A 15,728-nucleotide genomic window follows, 5' to 3' on the forward strand; every position below is an offset into this window, starting at 1 on the left:
TCAACAGCAGTATTCAACGCTTCTCGATCCTGAACTCGCCCTGTCCGGCGGACTTGCTATGAGCCGCTGGCCTCAACTCACCCTGACAGACAGGGCACACGGCGTTGGTGTGATGCCACAACAGGCTGGCGCCGGCGTCAGACACGTTTAGGCGGCGGCACACCTCGGCGAGTACCGGACGCGTTCGCGCTTCGACGAAACTGGGGCTCCTGTGGATCGAGCACTGTAGTTCCATCAGCGAGCGCACGCCTTGCTCGCGAGAGGCCCGTGCATAGCCGTAACCCTCGGGCGAACCGGGGGAGCCTCAACGGTGAAGTACGCCGGCCGCCGTGTCACCTCGAACACGCAGAAAACCCCGTGCCCATGGCTCTTGGCGGTGGTTAGCTTGCGCAGATGAGCGCAACCTCGGTGGCCGCGCCGCGCCTGCAGTTCTGCAAGACTCCGGGCGAGTTCCTCGCGGTAACTGGCGACCATCTGGCCGCCGACCCGGTAGTCAGCACGGTCGTGACCACCGTCGCGCACCGGCTGGTGGCGCAGCAGGCCGATGGGATCGCCCAGCCCGACCGCAATTGGTGGCTGGCGGTTAGGGATGCATCCGGCACGGTCGTAGGTGCCGGTATGCGAGCGGCGCCGTTCGCACCCTATCCGCCGTTCCTGCTGCCGATGCCCGACAAGGCGGCCGTGGCCCTGGCCCACGCTCTGCACGAGCGCGGGGAGGAGGTACTTGCAGTCAATGGCGCCGTTCCTGCCGTTGCGCTGTGCGCCGCCGAGTTGACCCGCCTCGGCGGGGGCAGAGTCCAGGTCAACCAGCACACGCGGCTGCACGAGCTCGGCGAGCTGGCTTGTCCGGCGGCAATGCCTGGCAGCCTGGAGCTAGCGGTCGAGGAGGACGTAGAGCTGGTCATGAAGTGGTTCAGCGCGTTCGTGGGCGACGCCGACGAACAGGCGGGCCGCCGACGCGGTGCCAGCGCGCATGAGGTGCCCGACCGTGCGGAATTGCTGCGCCGACTACGGGCCGGGCAGCTGTGGTTCTGGGTCGACGAGACTGGAGAGCGGGTGCACCTCACCGGCGCCAACCCCCCATCGTTCGGGGTCGCGCGCATCGGCCCGGTGTACACGCCGCCAGCCCAGCGCGGGCGTGGATGGGCCAGCAACGCGGTTGCCGAGGTTTCCCGGCGGATCCAGGCCGACGGTGCACGGGTGTGCCTGTTCACCGACCAGGCAAACCCGACCTCGAACAAAATCTACGCCGCTCTCGGCTACCGGCCGGTGGTAGACATGGCCAACCTCATCATCGTCCACTGACGAGAATGGCGTGCATGGCGGAGGAGATTGAGGTCGACCACTGCCCGCCCTCTACCATCGGCGAGTTAGGCAAAAGATTCAACGTCAATGGACTTGCGGCCCGCGCACCTGGTGCATCTATAGGATCTCATTAGCGACACACCAACCGCCTAACTGAACGGCGTTGCAGCTAGAAGTGCGAGCTGAGGCACCATCTCCACCGGCGCGTCGACAAGCCGCCCAAACATGGGGCTGTATTCGTAGACCGGCATCAGCGCCGTCTCGTCCGGGCGGTGAGGGCGCCGGCTGCCGGGCACGCGGGTGGGCGGGATCATCCGACGGACCGGCTCCCGCCGCTGCCGGCGGCCACTGCGCTTGCGATTACCCACCGATCCTCCCGACGCGAACACCCGCACCGCCGTTCCGTCGATGCTGACACGTCGACAGCCGGACACGACAGCCACAGACCCCACCCCACGAGCTGGAATCTGGACCGGAAGCCGCTCGTGCGACTACTCGCATCGCGGTGGCTGTCTGCGGTGCCGACCGCCTCGCCGATGTCTGGTGGCCTCACAAGGAGCCCGGTAGGTTCAGCTGTCCAGCACTTTCGCTCTCATCGATTGGGGTGCCGGCCACGTGTCGCAGATCGAGAAGATTGCCGGTGAACTCCGCGCGTTGATGACCGGGGTCGAACGCGCGCAGGGGTTGGCGGCCGCCGCCGACAGTCAGACGCAAGAGGTGGCGTTGCGGGCTGCGGGAGCTGGCTTCGTCGCCGTGGCGGCGGGTGTGGCGCGGGTGCGTAACGCGATCACGGGCATCCAGGGCGGCCTGGGAAGTCTTGCCGGGTCGATCGGTGAGGCGACGAAGGCGACCGCGGCGGTGCCGAACGAGGCCACCCCGCAGGAGACGATCGCCGGGCTGGCGCCCGTGCTGAGCGCCGTGGACGCCGCTCGTGACGCGGCGGCCGGGGCTATCACCGGAGTCGGTGAGGCGCAGCAACTCGTCACCGTGGTCCTGCAGGGTGGGCAGCCCGGGCCGCTGCTGCAGGCCCTAGATAGCATCAAGCAGGTCTTGGTGCTGGTCGTTCAGCGCACCGGCGGGGCCCGGCAGGCCATCGAAGCGGCGATCGCACAGGCCCGGCAGCTGGGCTCGTCGGGAAACTGACAGGGGCTGGCGGTCATCCACCGGCCAGCCCCGCCCCTGCTACCACTGACGTGTCAATCCCGTGGACCAGGCGTCCCACCGGCGTCGCCGACGGGTCGCCTACCGGACGTCGAACCCGGATCTCCGCGAACGAGAAGCCACGGGAGCGGCGTGCCCTGGAGTTGGAGAACGAGTGTGCCGACAGGGTCGCCGGCAAGGGGTACCGGGTTCACCAGAACCCCACGAGGCAGGAGGTCGCGGACGCGCGACGCGAGACCGGGGATTCTGGGAGGCCGGAGAAGGCACCCGACTTCCTCATCGAGGGGCATGTCTTTGACTGCTACGCGCCCACTGCTCCCGTGCCGGCCCGCGCCGTCTGGAGCGCCGTGTCCAGAAAGGTCGACACGGAGCAGACCCAACGCGTGATGTTGAACCTCCACGACTGGCGAGGAGACCTCGCCGCCCTGCACAAGCAGTTCCACGACTGGCCCGTAGCAGGGCTGAAGGAACTGGCGGCGGTAACGCGCGACGGTGCGATTATTCAGATCATCCGGCGAGACCGATGAAGGGGTGCAAATGGCTGTCGAGTACCGGTTGACGCTGGCGGGCGACATTCCACTGGAGCAGGTGGCGGAACTGGCTGCTCCCGGAGCGGTCGAGACGTCCACGGCGTCCGGCGGCAGGATGCTCAGTGCCGACCTGAACGACGAGCACGGGTACGTCGTGGACATCACGGGCGGAAGGCACGGCTACTACAGTGCCGAGGACGACGGTGGCGCTCTGTGGCAGTGGGAGCCGGAGGCCTACGTCGACGTCAGCTTCTACATGCGCAAGGACACCCTGTTCGACAAGGGCAAGCCCCACATGCTGGCGACCGTGGCCAGGATCCTCGCCGGCAGAGCCGAGGACGCGGCCCTGACCCTCAACGGCGACGTGCTCATGCTGACCCGCACTGCGGGGACCACCCAGAAGCACAACACCGACGGCTGGTACGACGAAGACTACGACAGGATTTTTCACCTCTGACGGGCATGCGTCCCCGGCTGGATCCACCACAGCCACTCCCCCGACCACCCCGACCGGAAGTGCCTCAGTATGCGCAGCCATGACCTCACGCCCGGACGGATGATCGGCGTCACCTTCGATCATGGCGAGGACTTCTTCACCGCCCTCGCCGACGCCTGCCGCACCAACGGCATCCGGCACGGCTACATCCCCGTCTTCATCGCCGGGTTCAGCGCGGTCGAGATCGTCGGCACCTGCCAGCGTCTGGACGACCCCCAAGCCCCGGTCTGGGACCGGGTGCACCTGACCAACGTCGAAGCGCTCGGCGGCGGCACCATCGCCTACGACGACGCCCACGACCGGATCGCGCCGCACATCCACGTCAGCGTCGGGCTCAAGGAGCACAGCGCGACCGGCCACACCAGTCACCTACTCGCCGCCACGGTCCAGTTCCTCACCGAGATGCTGATCATCGAGGTCGCTGCGCCCGTCATGCGCCGTATCCCCGAGGCGAGCCTCTACGACGTGCCGCTGTTGCGGATCGGCGACAACTGACGCTGGTTATGCTCGAACCTGAAGAGCAGATGAGTGGCTAAGCAGTCGACGACCCGCCCGAGCTCAACAGCGAAGTGACGGCGGCCACCACCATCATTGGTTCAAGACTGTCGAGCACCAGGTCAGGTTCGTAGGCAGTCAACTCTTGCCGTCCAATTCGGTGAGCGACGACGGCGACATGAAAGTCGGCATGGCGCGCGCAGGCGATATCGTTGGGCGCATCCCCGATGACGATGACGCGCGCAGGATCGAGCTGATCACCGTAGATCGCGGAGTAGCGTCGGGCGACGACTGCCGGGAGCTGAAAGCGATCGCGCTCGTCTGAACCGAACCCGCCGATGCGGAGATCAAGAAACTCATCCAAGCCCGCCACGTGCAGCTTCACCTCGGCAGCCGAACGCAGATTGCCGGTCAGCACGGTCTGGATGAAGCCACGGTCGTGCAACTCCGCGATGCTCGCCGCAGCACCTGGATACGGCGGCTGGACCTCAGCGAACTCCTGCCGGCCCTTTTGCATGACCGCGGCAATGGCCTGACGGAAGGCGGGTATGCCCGTCTCCGCAGCTGACGGGTCGACGCCCGAAGCGATCGCCGTGCCGACCGCGATCGACTCGTCCGTATACCCATGCACCTTCTTGTCAGGAAAGATAACCGCGGACTCCGCAAGACCGTACGTGCGAGCGATTGCGCGCGTCAGCCAGCGCAAGTCCGCGGGGATGAGCGTCCCGTCAACGTCCCAGATCACCAAGCCGGCGCTGCGGTGGTTCACAGAACCATCGTCGCACGACGGGCGAGTGAGGCCGATGACGGTACCGAACTGGCTGCCGAGCGTCGGTGGTTCTCATTCGAGGTTGCGCGCGGCGACTCGATCGCCTACCGGGCATGGCGTCCGACCGACACCGAATCGGAGGCCGAACTCGGTGCCCACACGTTCGGGCCGCACGGCAAGAACGCCGCTGCGGCTGCGACGGAACAGATCCGGGCATGGGACCAACGGGCTCGCCGCGGGCCAAGTCCGAGTTCGCTTACTGGCCAACGGGCACCAGCCCCGGGATGCCCACGCCGAGAAGATAGCGGTGCTGGCAGAGACTCATGGTCTTCTTACGATCTCCTCGCTGGCGGTGAACCGGCCGCCCCCAACTGGGCGAGCCACCCCCTCGTTAGGTCAAGTAGTAGTGCAGCCGTTTGATGCCTGAGGAGCGACACGTGCGCGTGATCTGGATCAACGGTGCGTTCGGCGCTGGGAAGACGACTCTGTCGCAGCAGTTGACGACGGAGGATCCCCGACTGCTGATGTTCGATGCGGAGCTGCCAGGCTTCATGCTCCGCGAGATCGTTCCGCCGCCGGTGAGCGGCGATTTTCAAGACCTGCGGGTGTGGCGTCGCACCGTCGCGGACACAGCTATCGCAGTGCTTGAGGAGTACGGACGCAGGCTTGTCGTACCGATGACCGTCGTGGTGCCGTCGTATCTTGACGAGATTTTCGGCCGGCTGCGCGCCCACAACGTGCTTGTCGACCATTTCTTCATCGACGTGCCCACCGGCGTCCTACGGACGCGCATCGCGGCGCAGTCGGTCTGGCCGGATGACCCGGTTCGGGATGCGCAGGTGCGTGCTTGGCGGCTGGAGCAGGTAGCCCGCTGCGCTGCGGCCGTCAGCCTGTTGCCGGCCGACACGGTGGTGCTGGATGGTCAGCTGCCGGTGACGCAGTTGGCCTCGGAGGTCTGGGCACGGTCAGCAACGTGATCTCTCGTAGCGGCCAACCGAGCCTGTTCGGGAACGGCGACAAGGCTGACGACAGCCGCGAGCCCATCCTCATGTCGCTCAATCCCCTGTACTACGACCTCCTCTGGACTGGCGGGAAGACGCACGAGTTCCGACGCCGGTTTCTGACCGGCCAGTCGGCGCGTTGGTACGTCTACCTCACCTGGCCTGTCGCCCGGCTCGGCGCGGTCATCGACCTCGGGCCCGCCATCATCGACACTCCGGAGCGAATTGCCGAGATCGCCGAACGGGCTCGCCCCGGCAAAGGCGCATCGGTGCTCGAGTACGTACAGGACCTGAACCAGGCCTTCGCGATCCCGATCCAACGAGTCGCGGAGTACCCGGGGATGTCGCTGGAGCAGCTCAGGGCCCAGTTGGAAGCATTCATCCTCCCTAGGGGTACACCAAGCTGCGCAACCACCCTGAGCTGCTCAGCATCTGCGAGAAGATCACGGTCTGCTCAGCGAGCCGCAAGATGACCGTGCCCGGGCACACCTAGGCGGTGTCATCACCCGATGCGGCGCTTCTCACGACCTTGTCACCGATATAGCTTCATCACCGATATATTGAGGTCATGGCCACACCCACGCCGCTCCGGGAACCCACCTTCCTGATCCTCACCGCGCTCGCGCGGGAGCCCATGCACGGCTACGGCATCATCACCGACGTCGCTGCCCTCTCCGGCGGACGGCTGGCGTTGCGGCCCGGCACCCTCTACGGCGCACTCGACCGCCTCACCGACGAGGGACTGGTGAAGCGGGACCACGAGGAGGTCGTCGAGGGACGGCTGCGCCGCTACTACCGGCTCACCGAAGCGGGCCGTTCCGTGCTCACCGCCGAGACCGAACGGCTACGCCGCAACGTCGAGGCCGCCAGCGAGCGACTGCGGGCCCGGCCCGCCGGCACCCCCGCCGTCGGCGGCACCCCCGCCGTCGGCGGCACCTCACCTGGCCCCCTCGACCTTCCCGGAGCGGCGGCCCGACCCATCCTTCGACCGACCGGAGGCCCGGCATGAACCAGCCCAACCCTGCGCCGGAACAGGCCCGGTCGCCGCTGGAGTCCCGCTACCGGCGGCTGCTGCGGGCCTACCCTGGTGACTACCAGGCCGACCGGGGCGACGAGATCGTCGGGACGTACCTCGACACAGTCGAACCGGGGCGGCGCTGGCCCTCCCCACACGACGCCCTCGACCTGCTCGGCGCCGGGCTCCGAGAGCGACTGCGCGGGTACGGCGCCCTCGGACTGGCCGCCGCCTTCCCACTGGCCGCGACCGCCGCGCTCAACACCCTCATCGCCGTCGCGACCTTCCTACTCCTACAGGTCGAGTTCGAAGACCCCCGCTTCGCCCGACTGGACCCGGTCGGCCCGGTCCAAACCCTCGGCGCCGTCATCTGGCTGGGCTGGCTGCTCGTCGGCCTCACCGCCGCCGCGCTGCCCGGATCCTGGACCCGCACCGCCGCGGCCGGCGCTCTCCTGCTGACTGTCGCCGTGCCGCCCGCGGCCGCCCTCATCGGACAACCCCGGCCGCCGCTGTTCGTGCTACTCCCCGCCGCCGCGCTCGGCCTGGCAACCCTCGCGCTGCCCTCCCATCCCGGCTGGGTCGCACGTAGCCTGCCGCTGCTCACGGCCGGCTGCATGACAGCCGCATCCGTCGCATTCAGCGCAGCCGAGAACGGCGGCAACATGTTCACCTCGTACAGCTCGACCCCAGAGCTGCTGGCGATGGCTGGTGGGCTGATGTTCACACTGGTCCTGCTCGTCGGCCTCGGCCGCGCCCTACGCGCCGACGACACCGGCCTCTGGGCGACCGTGCTGCTCGCCACCCCAGCCGGCCTGTTCGGTGCCGACCAGCTCAGCCAGGCGATCTGGGGTACCAGCGGCGGCGGACCCACCCCGGCGGCCTTCGCCACCACAACCGGATCGATCCTCCTCGCCGGTGCAGCGCTGCTCGCCGCGGCGCTCGCCGGTCAGGCCGCACGACACCGGACCGTACGTCGACGAGTCCTCGACGAAGCCTGCCCGACCTGCGGACACCGGCCGGAGGTGACAGCAGAGGCGTGACCCTCCCCCAGACCTCAGCCACTCCCGGGTACCAAAGCGTGCCGTCGGGTCCGAGCGTGGTTAGTCGGTCGTCTCGTCGGTGTCGGGCCAGAGCCGGACCGCCCGCGCGGCGGCGTTGAGGATCACCTGGCCGTCGACCTCCAGCCGCGACTCGGGCATGTCGTACGCCGGCCACTCGCAGACGAAGGTGACGGGCCCGGACGGCGGTAGTGGCCAAACCCAGTAGTGCGCCTCGTGCCGCCGGGCGTCCGACTCAGCGTTGCCCGGAAACAACAACCGGCCAGGTGGCTCGACATCCAGCGGCGTGGGCGAGCGTCGATCCATGTTGGTGACGGTGCTCCCGTCGGCGAACTGCACACCCACCCGGAGGAAATCCGCTGGCACGGGCTGCCCGGCCCAGTACCCGATCCGGTGGTGGTGCAATAGATCAGCCCGTCGGTCCGGCGTGCGTAGCACCGCGGTCACGCTGAACTCGAAGCCCGCGGGGTAGGCGAGCAGACCGCTGATCGCGACCGCCGCGCGATCGGTGTGGACCAGCACGTGGCTTTCCGCCACGACACCGGGGATCACCGCCTCGGGTTTCATCCAGTCGGGACGGGGCTGTCTGATCGGTTCTGGCTCGACATCCGATGCCGCTACCTGACGGTCGAAGAAGCCCATACCGCCCACCTTTCCACAATCCCGCACTGCCGCCGGCTCTCCAGGCATTACCGATGTCAGTGCCAGAGACATCCGTCGGTGCCGCTGCTGGATGCCGGCATTCGTGGATGGGCGACGGCAGTAATGCATGGGTTGGCTGGTCTGTGGCGTACCGGCCAGCACGTCGCGCCTCGGGTGATCGTTGGAAGGTTTCGGGCGCAGCCTGCAACAGGATTGGGCTTGGCGGCCATAGTGGGGTGTGACGCATCAGGTACGGCCGTCGGATGAGCAGCTGTGGTGCTCGATCATTGCGGGGGATGAAGCGGCTTTCGGACGGCTGTTTGATCGGTACTCCCGGGCGGTGTACAACCACGCGTTCCGGCTGACGGGGTCGTGGTCGGCGGCGGAGGACGTCACCCAGGCGACGTTCCTGGTCGCTTGGCGCCGCCGCAAGGACGCCCGCCTCGTCGAGGGCTCTGCGCTGCCGTGGTTGCTGGTTGTGGCGACAAATGCGGCGCGTTCGGAATGGCGAGCGGCACGTCGTTGGCTGGCGCTCCTGCGGCGGCTGCCACCCGAACGCGCCGCGGATGGTGATCTCGCCGAAGAGGTGGCCGCGCGGCTCGACGACGAGCGGCGGATCAGCGAGGTTCTCGCGGTCGTGCGCCGGCTGCCACCTGCCGAGCGGGAAGCGGTGGCGCTGTGCCTGTGGTCGGGCGTCTCGTACGCCGATGCGGCGGAGGCGCTGGGAATCAGCGAGGTCGCAGTGCGGTCCCGAGTCAGTCGTGCTCGGAGCCGCGTTGCCCGCCTCATGCCCGAGAGAATTCAGGAGGGGACGCGGTGATCGAGATCGTTGACCTGCCGGCGGAGCGGGACCTGCCACCGAGGGTCGAGCAGAAGATTCGGGCGAAACTGGTTCGCTCGGCCAACCGCCGCCCTGCCCGCAAGCAGCGCCCGCGGGTCGCCCTGATCGGGTCCATGCTGCTGGTCGTAGTGTCAGGCGTGGCGGCGGTCAAGTGGGACGCACTCGACGGCCGGGACGCGCAGGTGCTGGCGCTGGGGTCGGGTGAGCTGTCGCCGATGCAGCGCGACGCGGCCGATCAATGTCTGCGCTGGCACGCCGAGGAGAAGCAGCGGGAGGGTGTTCAGGCCCGGCCCGAGGTTGCGCTCACTCTCGCCGATCTAGCCGTGGCGTCGGAGCGTGGCAGCCACAGCCTGGTGCTGTTCATGAACGACATCGGCTACGCGACGTGTGACGTGCAAGCAGCCGGATGGAACCGGGAAGTTTCCGGCGGGATCGCAGCCGATCCGTGGCCGCACGGCACTTGGCTACCCGGCCCCTTGCAGAGGCTCTCGTTGACATCGACCAACTTCGGCGGCGGCGACGTCACTGTCAGCGGCAGAGTCAGCCAACGTGTGCACCGGTTGGTGCTCGAACACGGCGATGGCAACACCACCACCGCGCGACTTGCCGGCGGGGCATTCGGCCTGATGACAGCAGGCGCACACCTCAAGATTGACCGGCGCCCCCAGCTTGTCAGCTACGACGAGCACGGCGCCGAGATCGACAGACGCCCGCTGTTCCAACCCGAAGACCAACTCGAACACTGCTACACCACACCCGCCGGGAAGATCATCTACGGCAAGCCCAAGACCAACTGCCGACCCGCCGAAGCCTGGAGGCGCTAGGTCCGTGAATCGAGTTCCGCCGCGAACGGCCAATGACGATCGATGCCGACCTTTGTACAGCGAGAACCCCGGACCGGCCTGCGACTCAGCGCCTACCCGGCACCGCCGACCCCGGACGCATCGTCGCGCAGGTAAGCAGTGGCCCCGTCGTCCACCGCCAGGGTGTGGTGTTTTCGGCGTAGGGCGATCAGTGTCGCCCGTACCTCAGGTTGCTGAGCGGCTTCGGCAAGGTCGAAGGCTTCGGCGGCGTAGGCGTGCGCGACCCGGGTCGCGCCCAGGTCCAGGGCGAGGGCGCCAAGCAACCCGGACAGGTGGACGGCGAGGGTGTAGAGCCGTGCGCGTTGCGGTGGATGCTGCTGCCCGGCCATGAGTTCATCCACACAGGTACGCAACGGCCGCAGGCGCACCAGGCGGACTGCTGGCGGAAGGCGTTCGTTGTCGGCGATCGCCTGTCGGATCTCGTCTTCGAGGTAGCCGAGTCGGGCGTCTTCGTCGTTGCGGAACTTGAGCGCGGCTCGGCGGGCGTTGATGCTGTTCTCGTCTTCCCAGAAAGCCGATTCGTCCTTTCCGCTGTCGCTGGAATCGGTGCCGGCGATGGACTCCGGCCGGTGCGCGTTCTTCGCTGACGGGACCGACGGTGGCTGTGGTTGGTGCCGCTGGACTCGCTTGGTGAGGCGGTCGTATTCCTGGGTCAGGGTGCCGTCGGTCTGCAGGGCGGTGTCGCAGCGTGCCCAGAACTCGCGCTCGGGGTGTTGGCGGCCGGTCTCGGTGTTGGCAACGGAGCTGCGGCCGTACTGCACGAGCCGGGCGAGGCCCTGCTGGGTGAGGTTGGCTCCCTTGCGCAACTGTGCGAGGTGGCGGCCGAGGGCGCGCCGTGCCGTCGTGATCTCGTCGTCGGCCATGGTTTGCCACCCCCTGGCGGTGCCGAGATGCGGTCACGGTGCGGGCAGACCGTATCCGCCGCCTCCGACAATTCCTGGGTCGGTTACTGAGGGCTGTCGGGGGCCGGACGGGGTTTGGTCGACAGCCGGGCAGCCTAGCGGCTGCGTCGGCCGCCGGTAGAGGTCACGCGCGGCCGACGTTGTCGCCGTCTTGTCGGAGTCGGCAGCGGAATCTGCCGACAATGTCGTGGCACGGCGCGGCGGGCGTGTCGAACGGCAGGCGTCCTACGGTCGACTCATGCCCGCCGAACGCCTTGACTTCACCGCCGATCTACCTCGCAAGCGGATGGCCGCAGGGCTGCTCCTGACCGATCCCCGCGGTCGGGTGCTGCTGGTCGAGTCGGCATACAAGGCCTCGTGGGAGATCCCCGGTGGGTGCGTCGAGGCCGACGAGTCGCCCTACCAGGCGGCGGTCCGGGAGTGCCGTGAGGAACTCGGGCTCACCCTGACGCCCGGCCGGCTGCTGGTCATGGACTGGGTGCCACCGCAGCCTGGCCGCACCGAGGGGGTCATGTTCGTCTTCGACGCGGGCACGCTCACGTCCGAGCAGACGGACCAGATCGTCTTGCCGCCGACCGAGTTGCGCAGCTGGTCCTGGTGCGACCAGCCGGCGGCCCATGAACGCCTGCCGGCGCTGCTGGCCCGACGCGTCGCCGCGGCCCGGGAAGCACGCGGCCACGGGTTCACCAGGTACCTGGAGAACGGGCTGCCGGTCACCTGAGCCCCGGCCCTACACGGGCCAGCCGCACCCACGATTCGACTCATAGCCCTCTGCTGAAAATCCGATCTGCGGGAGGTCTCCTTCGGGCGACCGGCCCGACCCACACACGTCCCACTGCCATCCATTTACATGACTTTGAGGAGGTTTGTCCATGACTCAGACGACCACCGCACAGAGCCCCAGTACAGCGGGCCAGCCGGGCACCGCACGACCGGAGTCGGTCTTGCCGGAGCTACGGGCCACATGGTGGGAGACGGGAGTGCGGGCCCGGGCGGAAGCGGGCGTGTTCACCGTCTTCGCGGAACTCCCCCGGCTCGTCTGGACCGCTCTGGGCGTCAGCTGGCGCGCAGACCGACTCCGCACGGGCGTGGTCGCGGTAGCGACGGTCGGCGCCGGGGTGATGGCGGCCTTCGGCCTGTTGGCCACACAGCGGGTGTTGGTGGAGTTGTTCGCCGGCGGGCCGACCGCGGACAAGGTCCGGGCGGCGTTGCCCGCGCTGGCCGTGCTCGCGGTGGCGGTCGCGCTGCGTGCGGGGATGGGCATCGCCACGGGGTACGCGCAGAACGCGTTGACGCCGCAGGTGAGCCGGGAGGTGGAGCGGGGCCTGTTCGAGGTGTCCACGCAGGTGCGGCTGGAAGCGTTCGATGCCGACGCGTTCGCCGACGACATGGAACGCGCCTCCCGAGGCACCGAGTCGGCGATCGGCCTGGTGCAGTCCTCGATGAACCTCCTCGCCGGGCTGGCCGGTGTGCTCGCGGTGGCCGTTGCCGTCGTGGTGATCCACCCGCTGTTGCTGGTGGCGTTGTTGGTGGCGACGGTGCCGAACGGGTGGGCCGCGCTGCGGGCGGGGCACCTGCGGTATCAGACGTACACGGCCGGGTCGGTGCGGCGGCGCCGGTTGTGGCTGTTGCAGCGGTTGATGGCCGAGCGGGCATCCGCGCCGGAGTTGCGGTCGTACGGGCTGCGCCGGTTCCTGCTCGACCAGTACGACCGGGTCATGCAGGTCGAGACCGACATCCAGCTCGTCCTGGCGCGGCGCGTCACCACCACCACCTCGGTCGGAGCGTTGATCGGTGGAGTAGCCACCGCCGCGGTGTACGTCCTGCTCGGCCTGCTGCTGATCGACGGGCAGATTCCCATCGCCGCCGCGGCGACGTGCGTGATCGCCGTGCAGTCCGCGCAGCGCTCGCTTGCCATCGTCACCTTCCAGGTTGACCGCGTCTACACCGAGGGTCAGCACTTCAACGACTACACCGGGTTCATGACCCGCGCCGCCGCCTACCTCCCGGGCAGCAGCGGACCGGTGGCCACGACGGGCCCCGAACGGCTGCGGGAACTGACCGTCAGCGGGGTGAGCATGCGCTACCCCGACCGCGACACACCCGCCGTCGACAACGTCACCATGACCATCACCGCCGGGCAGACCGTCGCGTTCGTCGGGGAGAACGGCTCGGGCAAGACCACCCTCGCCGCGATGATCGCCACCCTCCGCACCCCCACCGACGGTGCCATCAAATGGAACGGCCGCCCCATGTCGGAGTGCGACATCGACGGGCTACGAGCCCGGATCGCGGTGGTGACGCAGGAATACCACAAGTGGCCGTTCACCGCGGCCACGAACATCGCCATCGGCAACGTCGACACCGACGCCCAGCAGGACCTCATCGAGGCCGCCGCCGCCCGCGCGGTCGCCCACGACATGATCACCGAACTACCCCACGGGTACGAGACGCTTCTCGACCGGACCTTCGCCCGAGGTCAGGACCTCTCCGGCGGGCAGTGGCAGCGCATCACCGCCGCCCGCGGGTTCCTACGCGACGCCGAACTGCTCATCATGGACGAGCCGTCCTCCGCGCTCGACCCCCGCGCCGAGGACGCACTGTTCCAGGCCATCCGCGACCGCAAAGGCCGGGCCACCACGATCCTGATCACGCACCGGCTGGCGAACGTCCGCCACGCCGACCGGATCTTCGTCCTGCACCACGGCCGACTCGTCGAGGCCGGCGGCCACGACGACCTCATCGCCACCGGCGGCCGGTACGCCGAACTGTTCGCCCTTCAGGCCGCCGGCTACGACGCCACCCCGAGCGAGGACAACCCCATCCCGCAACAGCACCTACCCGCCTCTCGATAGGAAGAACCGTCATGGACCACGCGGGGCCCACCGGCACCTCCGAGACGATCCTCATCAGCATCCGCGGCAACTCCAGCGCCGGGAAGAGCACCCTCGCTACGGCGTTGCGGCGCCGGCACGGCCGCGGCTGCGCGATGGTCGGCCAAGACCACATCCGGCGGATCCTGCTCAGGGAACGCGACAAGCCCGGCGGCCTCGCGCCCGCACTCATCGCGCAGAACGTTCGTTTCTGCCTCGACCACGGCTACCACGTGATCCTGGAAGGGATCATGCACACCGCCCGCTATCGGAGCATGCTCACCGAGCTGCGCGACGCGCACCGCGGGCGAACACTCTTCGTCTACCTCGACGTGTCGCTGCCAGAGACCCTGCGGCGCCACGAAACGCGTCCCATGGCGGCGGAGGTGTCGCCGGAAAACCTGCGCAGCTGGTACACCCCGCGCGACGTCCTCGGCTGGCCCGACGAACTCGTCCTCCCCGAGACCACCACTCGGGAGCAGGCGATCGAGCGCATCGCCGCTGCCGCCGGCCTGCCGCTGACCGGCCGCGACAACGACCTACTCCCGGCCGTCCCATGACCGCACCACCCAGAGCAACACCAGACAAGGCCGGTCTCGGGGCGGATGACGTGTTCCCGGCGCTGGTCGCCCGTGCCGCTGCCGCAGGAGTGGGCACCGGCAGGGTTGTGCACCGCACCGACAAGGCCGTCGTCGCCACCGGCCGCCGCGACGGCCAACCGGTGATCGTAAAGCTGTTGACCACCGACGACCCGTACTGGGTCGGCCGGCGCCAGCACGAGCTGCGCATGTACGAGCTGTTCACCGATCAGCCGCCGCCCGTGCGCGTGCCGCGGGCCCTGTACGCCGACGCCTACCTGATCGTCCTGACTCAGCTACCCGGGCAGCGCCTGGACGACCAACGCCACCTCACTCGCGACGTCAGTCCGGCCACCGCACGGTTGGTCCTGGACACCCTCGACACCTTCGCCGCCTGGACGCCGGCACCGCCACTACCGCAACCTGTCGACTACCACGGCCGGATCGACGCCGAACACGCCGCCGGGCTCCTCGACGACGCCGACCAGTACGCCCTGCACACCCTTGTCGACCAGCTCGGCCCGGGCCGGGTCACCGCACACGGCGACCCCCTACCCGCCAACCTGCTCCTCGATGGCGAGCACTGCGCCCTCATCGACTTCGAGTACACCGGCAGCTACCTACCCGGCTACGACCTCGCGCTGCTGCACATCGTCGGCGCTGCGGCCAGCCCGACCCTCACCGCCGCGATCGCCGAACGCGTGCACACCGCCGACATCACGACGGCCTACTCCATCAACCTGCTCCTGCTGACCTGCCGAGAGATCCGTCTGCACACTGTGCTGTCAGCAGCCGGCGCGACCACGTCCCGGCTCGCGTACCTGCGACAGCTACTCAGCCAGGCGCGCCGGGACGTTCAGGCGCTGATGCGATGAGCATGAACCGAACAACCGCCAGCACGCCGGTGACGAGCCCGTGGCACCAGCAGTGCGACTACCCGGCTCTGGTACTCAACCACTGCCAGCCTGCTGTGTGCGCTGACTCCTACCGTCATCACGGTCACCGTGGATGCTCTTGTTCACAAGGTAGTCGAGCTGGCTTGGCCCGCCACATGCGAATGCGTGCGCTCTCGGCCAGATGAGACACCCATCAGGGTCGCCTGGGTCGCCTGGGGCGCCTGCTTCGGCGGGAGACGGTATGGCAAAGCGCCACTGGTGCCATTAACGTGATAAGACTTCGGCCTAAATCGGCGCGCGTGG

At 68.4% G+C, this 15,728-nt stretch carries 17 protein-coding genes and 1 pseudogene; 15 read left to right on the forward strand and 3 right to left on the reverse strand.

The window, feature by feature from the left end:
* The first annotated feature begins 393 nt into the window (after positions 1-393).
* From ABZV06_RS15540 to ABZV06_RS15560, 5 genes are all read left to right on the forward strand, one after another.
* Entirely contained in the window at positions 394-1,305 is a 912-nt protein-coding gene (locus ABZV06_RS15540) for a GNAT family N-acetyltransferase (RefSeq protein WP_355621862.1), read from the forward strand.
* Between the two features lie 615 nt (positions 1,306-1,920).
* On the forward strand, positions 1,921-2,448 hold the full coding sequence (locus ABZV06_RS15545) for a DUF6244 family protein (RefSeq protein WP_355621865.1): 528 nt from the start codon (positions 1,921-1,923) through the stop codon (positions 2,446-2,448).
* A 119-nt stretch (positions 2,449-2,567) separates the two neighbouring features.
* Entirely contained in the window at positions 2,568-2,993 is a 426-nt protein-coding gene (locus ABZV06_RS15550; RefSeq protein ID WP_355622077.1) for a hypothetical protein, read from the forward strand.
* Between the two features lie 10 nt (positions 2,994-3,003).
* Entirely contained in the window at positions 3,004-3,453 is a 450-nt protein-coding gene (locus ABZV06_RS15555) for a SitI3 family protein (protein ID WP_355621868.1), read from the forward strand.
* 69 nt (positions 3,454-3,522) lie between these two features.
* Positions 3,523-3,987 (forward strand): DUF296 domain-containing protein, encoded by a 465-nt coding sequence (locus ABZV06_RS15560; RefSeq protein ID WP_355621871.1) that lies wholly within the window; start codon positions 3,523-3,525, stop codon positions 3,985-3,987.
* Between the two features lie 37 nt (positions 3,988-4,024).
* Here the strand turns inward: ABZV06_RS15560 and ABZV06_RS15565 are convergent, their stop codons facing one another.
* The gene (locus ABZV06_RS15565) at positions 4,025-4,756 is read right to left on the reverse strand and encodes a haloacid dehalogenase-like hydrolase (RefSeq protein ID WP_355621874.1); all 732 of its coding nucleotides are present in this window, start codon (positions 4,754-4,756) and stop codon (positions 4,025-4,027) included.
* Between the two features lie 437 nt (positions 4,757-5,193).
* Between ABZV06_RS15565 and ABZV06_RS15570 the strand changes: the two genes are divergently transcribed.
* The 4 genes and pseudogenes from ABZV06_RS15570 to ABZV06_RS15585 all read left to right on the forward strand — a co-directional run bounded on the left by ABZV06_RS15570 (position 5,194) and on the right by ABZV06_RS15585 (position 7,812).
* Positions 5,194-5,733 (forward strand): AAA family ATPase, encoded by a 540-nt coding sequence (locus ABZV06_RS15570; RefSeq protein ID WP_355621877.1) that lies wholly within the window; start codon positions 5,194-5,196, stop codon positions 5,731-5,733.
* Positions 5,730-6,230 carry a hypothetical protein gene (locus ABZV06_RS15575; protein ID WP_355621879.1) on the forward strand — a complete coding sequence of 167 codons (501 nt, stop codon included), beginning with the start codon at positions 5,730-5,732 and terminating at the stop codon, positions 6,228-6,230. Before ABZV06_RS15570 ends, ABZV06_RS15575 begins: the two co-directional genes overlap by 4 nt.
* 95 nt (positions 6,231-6,325) lie before the next feature.
* A pseudogene (locus tag ABZV06_RS15580) lies at positions 6,326-6,670 on the forward strand (helix-turn-helix transcriptional regulator); the annotation flags it as partial.
* Between the two features lie 92 nt (positions 6,671-6,762).
* Entirely contained in the window at positions 6,763-7,812 is a 1,050-nt protein-coding gene (locus ABZV06_RS15585) for a GlsB/YeaQ/YmgE family stress response membrane protein (RefSeq protein WP_355621882.1), read from the forward strand.
* 60 nt (positions 7,813-7,872) lie between these two features.
* Here the strand turns inward: ABZV06_RS15585 and ABZV06_RS15590 are convergent, their stop codons facing one another.
* Complete coding sequence (locus ABZV06_RS15590; RefSeq protein WP_355621885.1) at positions 7,873-8,367, reverse strand: hypothetical protein; 495 nt, start codon at positions 8,365-8,367, stop codon at positions 7,873-7,875.
* A 343-nt stretch (positions 8,368-8,710) separates the two neighbouring features.
* Between ABZV06_RS15590 and ABZV06_RS15595 the strand changes: the two genes are divergently transcribed.
* Both ABZV06_RS15595 and ABZV06_RS15600 read left to right on the forward strand, forming a co-directional pair.
* The gene (locus tag ABZV06_RS15595) at positions 8,711-9,292 is read left to right on the forward strand and encodes an RNA polymerase sigma factor (RefSeq protein WP_355621888.1); all 582 of its coding nucleotides are present in this window, start codon (positions 8,711-8,713) and stop codon (positions 9,290-9,292) included.
* Entirely contained in the window at positions 9,289-10,137 is an 849-nt protein-coding gene (locus tag ABZV06_RS15600; RefSeq protein ID WP_355621891.1) for a hypothetical protein, read from the forward strand. The genes ABZV06_RS15595 and ABZV06_RS15600 overlap by 4 nt, the downstream gene beginning before the upstream one ends.
* A 92-nt stretch (positions 10,138-10,229) precedes the next feature.
* Here ABZV06_RS15600 and ABZV06_RS15605 read toward each other — a convergent pair whose 3' ends face one another.
* A complete protein-coding gene (locus ABZV06_RS15605) occupies positions 10,230-11,039 on the reverse strand; it encodes a helix-turn-helix transcriptional regulator (RefSeq protein WP_355621894.1) in 810 nt (269 codons plus the stop codon).
* Positions 11,040-11,316: 277 nt separating this feature from the next.
* On the opposite strand from ABZV06_RS15605, the gene ABZV06_RS15610 reads away from it, so the two are divergent.
* From ABZV06_RS15610 to ABZV06_RS15625, 4 genes are all read left to right on the forward strand, one after another.
* On the forward strand, positions 11,317-11,799 hold the full coding sequence (locus ABZV06_RS15610; protein WP_355621897.1) for an NUDIX hydrolase: 483 nt from the start codon (positions 11,317-11,319) through the stop codon (positions 11,797-11,799).
* 151 nt (positions 11,800-11,950) lie between these two features.
* Entirely contained in the window at positions 11,951-13,933 is a 1,983-nt protein-coding gene (locus ABZV06_RS15615; protein ID WP_355621900.1) for an ABC transporter ATP-binding protein, read from the forward strand.
* An 11-nt stretch (positions 13,934-13,944) separates the two neighbouring features.
* A complete protein-coding gene (locus ABZV06_RS15620) occupies positions 13,945-14,511 on the forward strand; it encodes a kinase (protein ID WP_355621903.1) in 567 nt (188 codons plus the stop codon).
* Complete coding sequence (locus tag ABZV06_RS15625; RefSeq protein ID WP_355621906.1) at positions 14,508-15,404, forward strand: phosphotransferase; 897 nt, start codon at positions 14,508-14,510, stop codon at positions 15,402-15,404. The genes ABZV06_RS15620 and ABZV06_RS15625 overlap by 4 nt, the downstream gene beginning before the upstream one ends.
* Positions 15,405-15,728: the final 324 nt, after the last annotated feature.

The organism is Micromonospora sp. NPDC005172 (genome assembly GCF_040608555.1).
Classification (GTDB): domain Bacteria; phylum Actinomycetota; class Actinomycetes; order Mycobacteriales; family Micromonosporaceae; genus Micromonospora.

Bases quoted from the DNA above. Each gene is read 5' to 3' on its own strand.
- ABZV06_RS15540 (WP_355621862.1), top strand. From the start codon at position 394: ATGAGCGCAACCTCGGTGGCCGCGCCGCGCCTGCAGTTCTGCAAGACT.
- ABZV06_RS15555 (WP_355621868.1), top strand. From the start codon at position 3,004: ATGGCTGTCGAGTACCGGTTGACGCTGGCGGGCGACATTCCACTGGAG.
- ABZV06_RS15560 (WP_355621871.1), top strand. From the start codon at position 3,523: ATGCGCAGCCATGACCTCACGCCCGGACGGATGATCGGCGTCACCTTC.
- ABZV06_RS15585 (WP_355621882.1), top strand. From the start codon at position 6,763: ATGAACCAGCCCAACCCTGCGCCGGAACAGGCCCGGTCGCCGCTGGAG.
- ABZV06_RS15605 (WP_355621894.1), bottom strand. From the start codon at position 11,039: ATGGCCGACGACGAGATCACGACGGCACGGCGCGCCCTCGGCCGCCAC.
- ABZV06_RS15610 (WP_355621897.1), top strand. From the start codon at position 11,317: ATGCCCGCCGAACGCCTTGACTTCACCGCCGATCTACCTCGCAAGCGG.
- ABZV06_RS15615 (WP_355621900.1), top strand. From the start codon at position 11,951: ATGACTCAGACGACCACCGCACAGAGCCCCAGTACAGCGGGCCAGCCG.
- ABZV06_RS15620 (WP_355621903.1), top strand. From the start codon at position 13,945: ATGGACCACGCGGGGCCCACCGGCACCTCCGAGACGATCCTCATCAGC.
- ABZV06_RS15625 (WP_355621906.1), top strand. From the start codon at position 14,508: ATGACCGCACCACCCAGAGCAACACCAGACAAGGCCGGTCTCGGGGCG.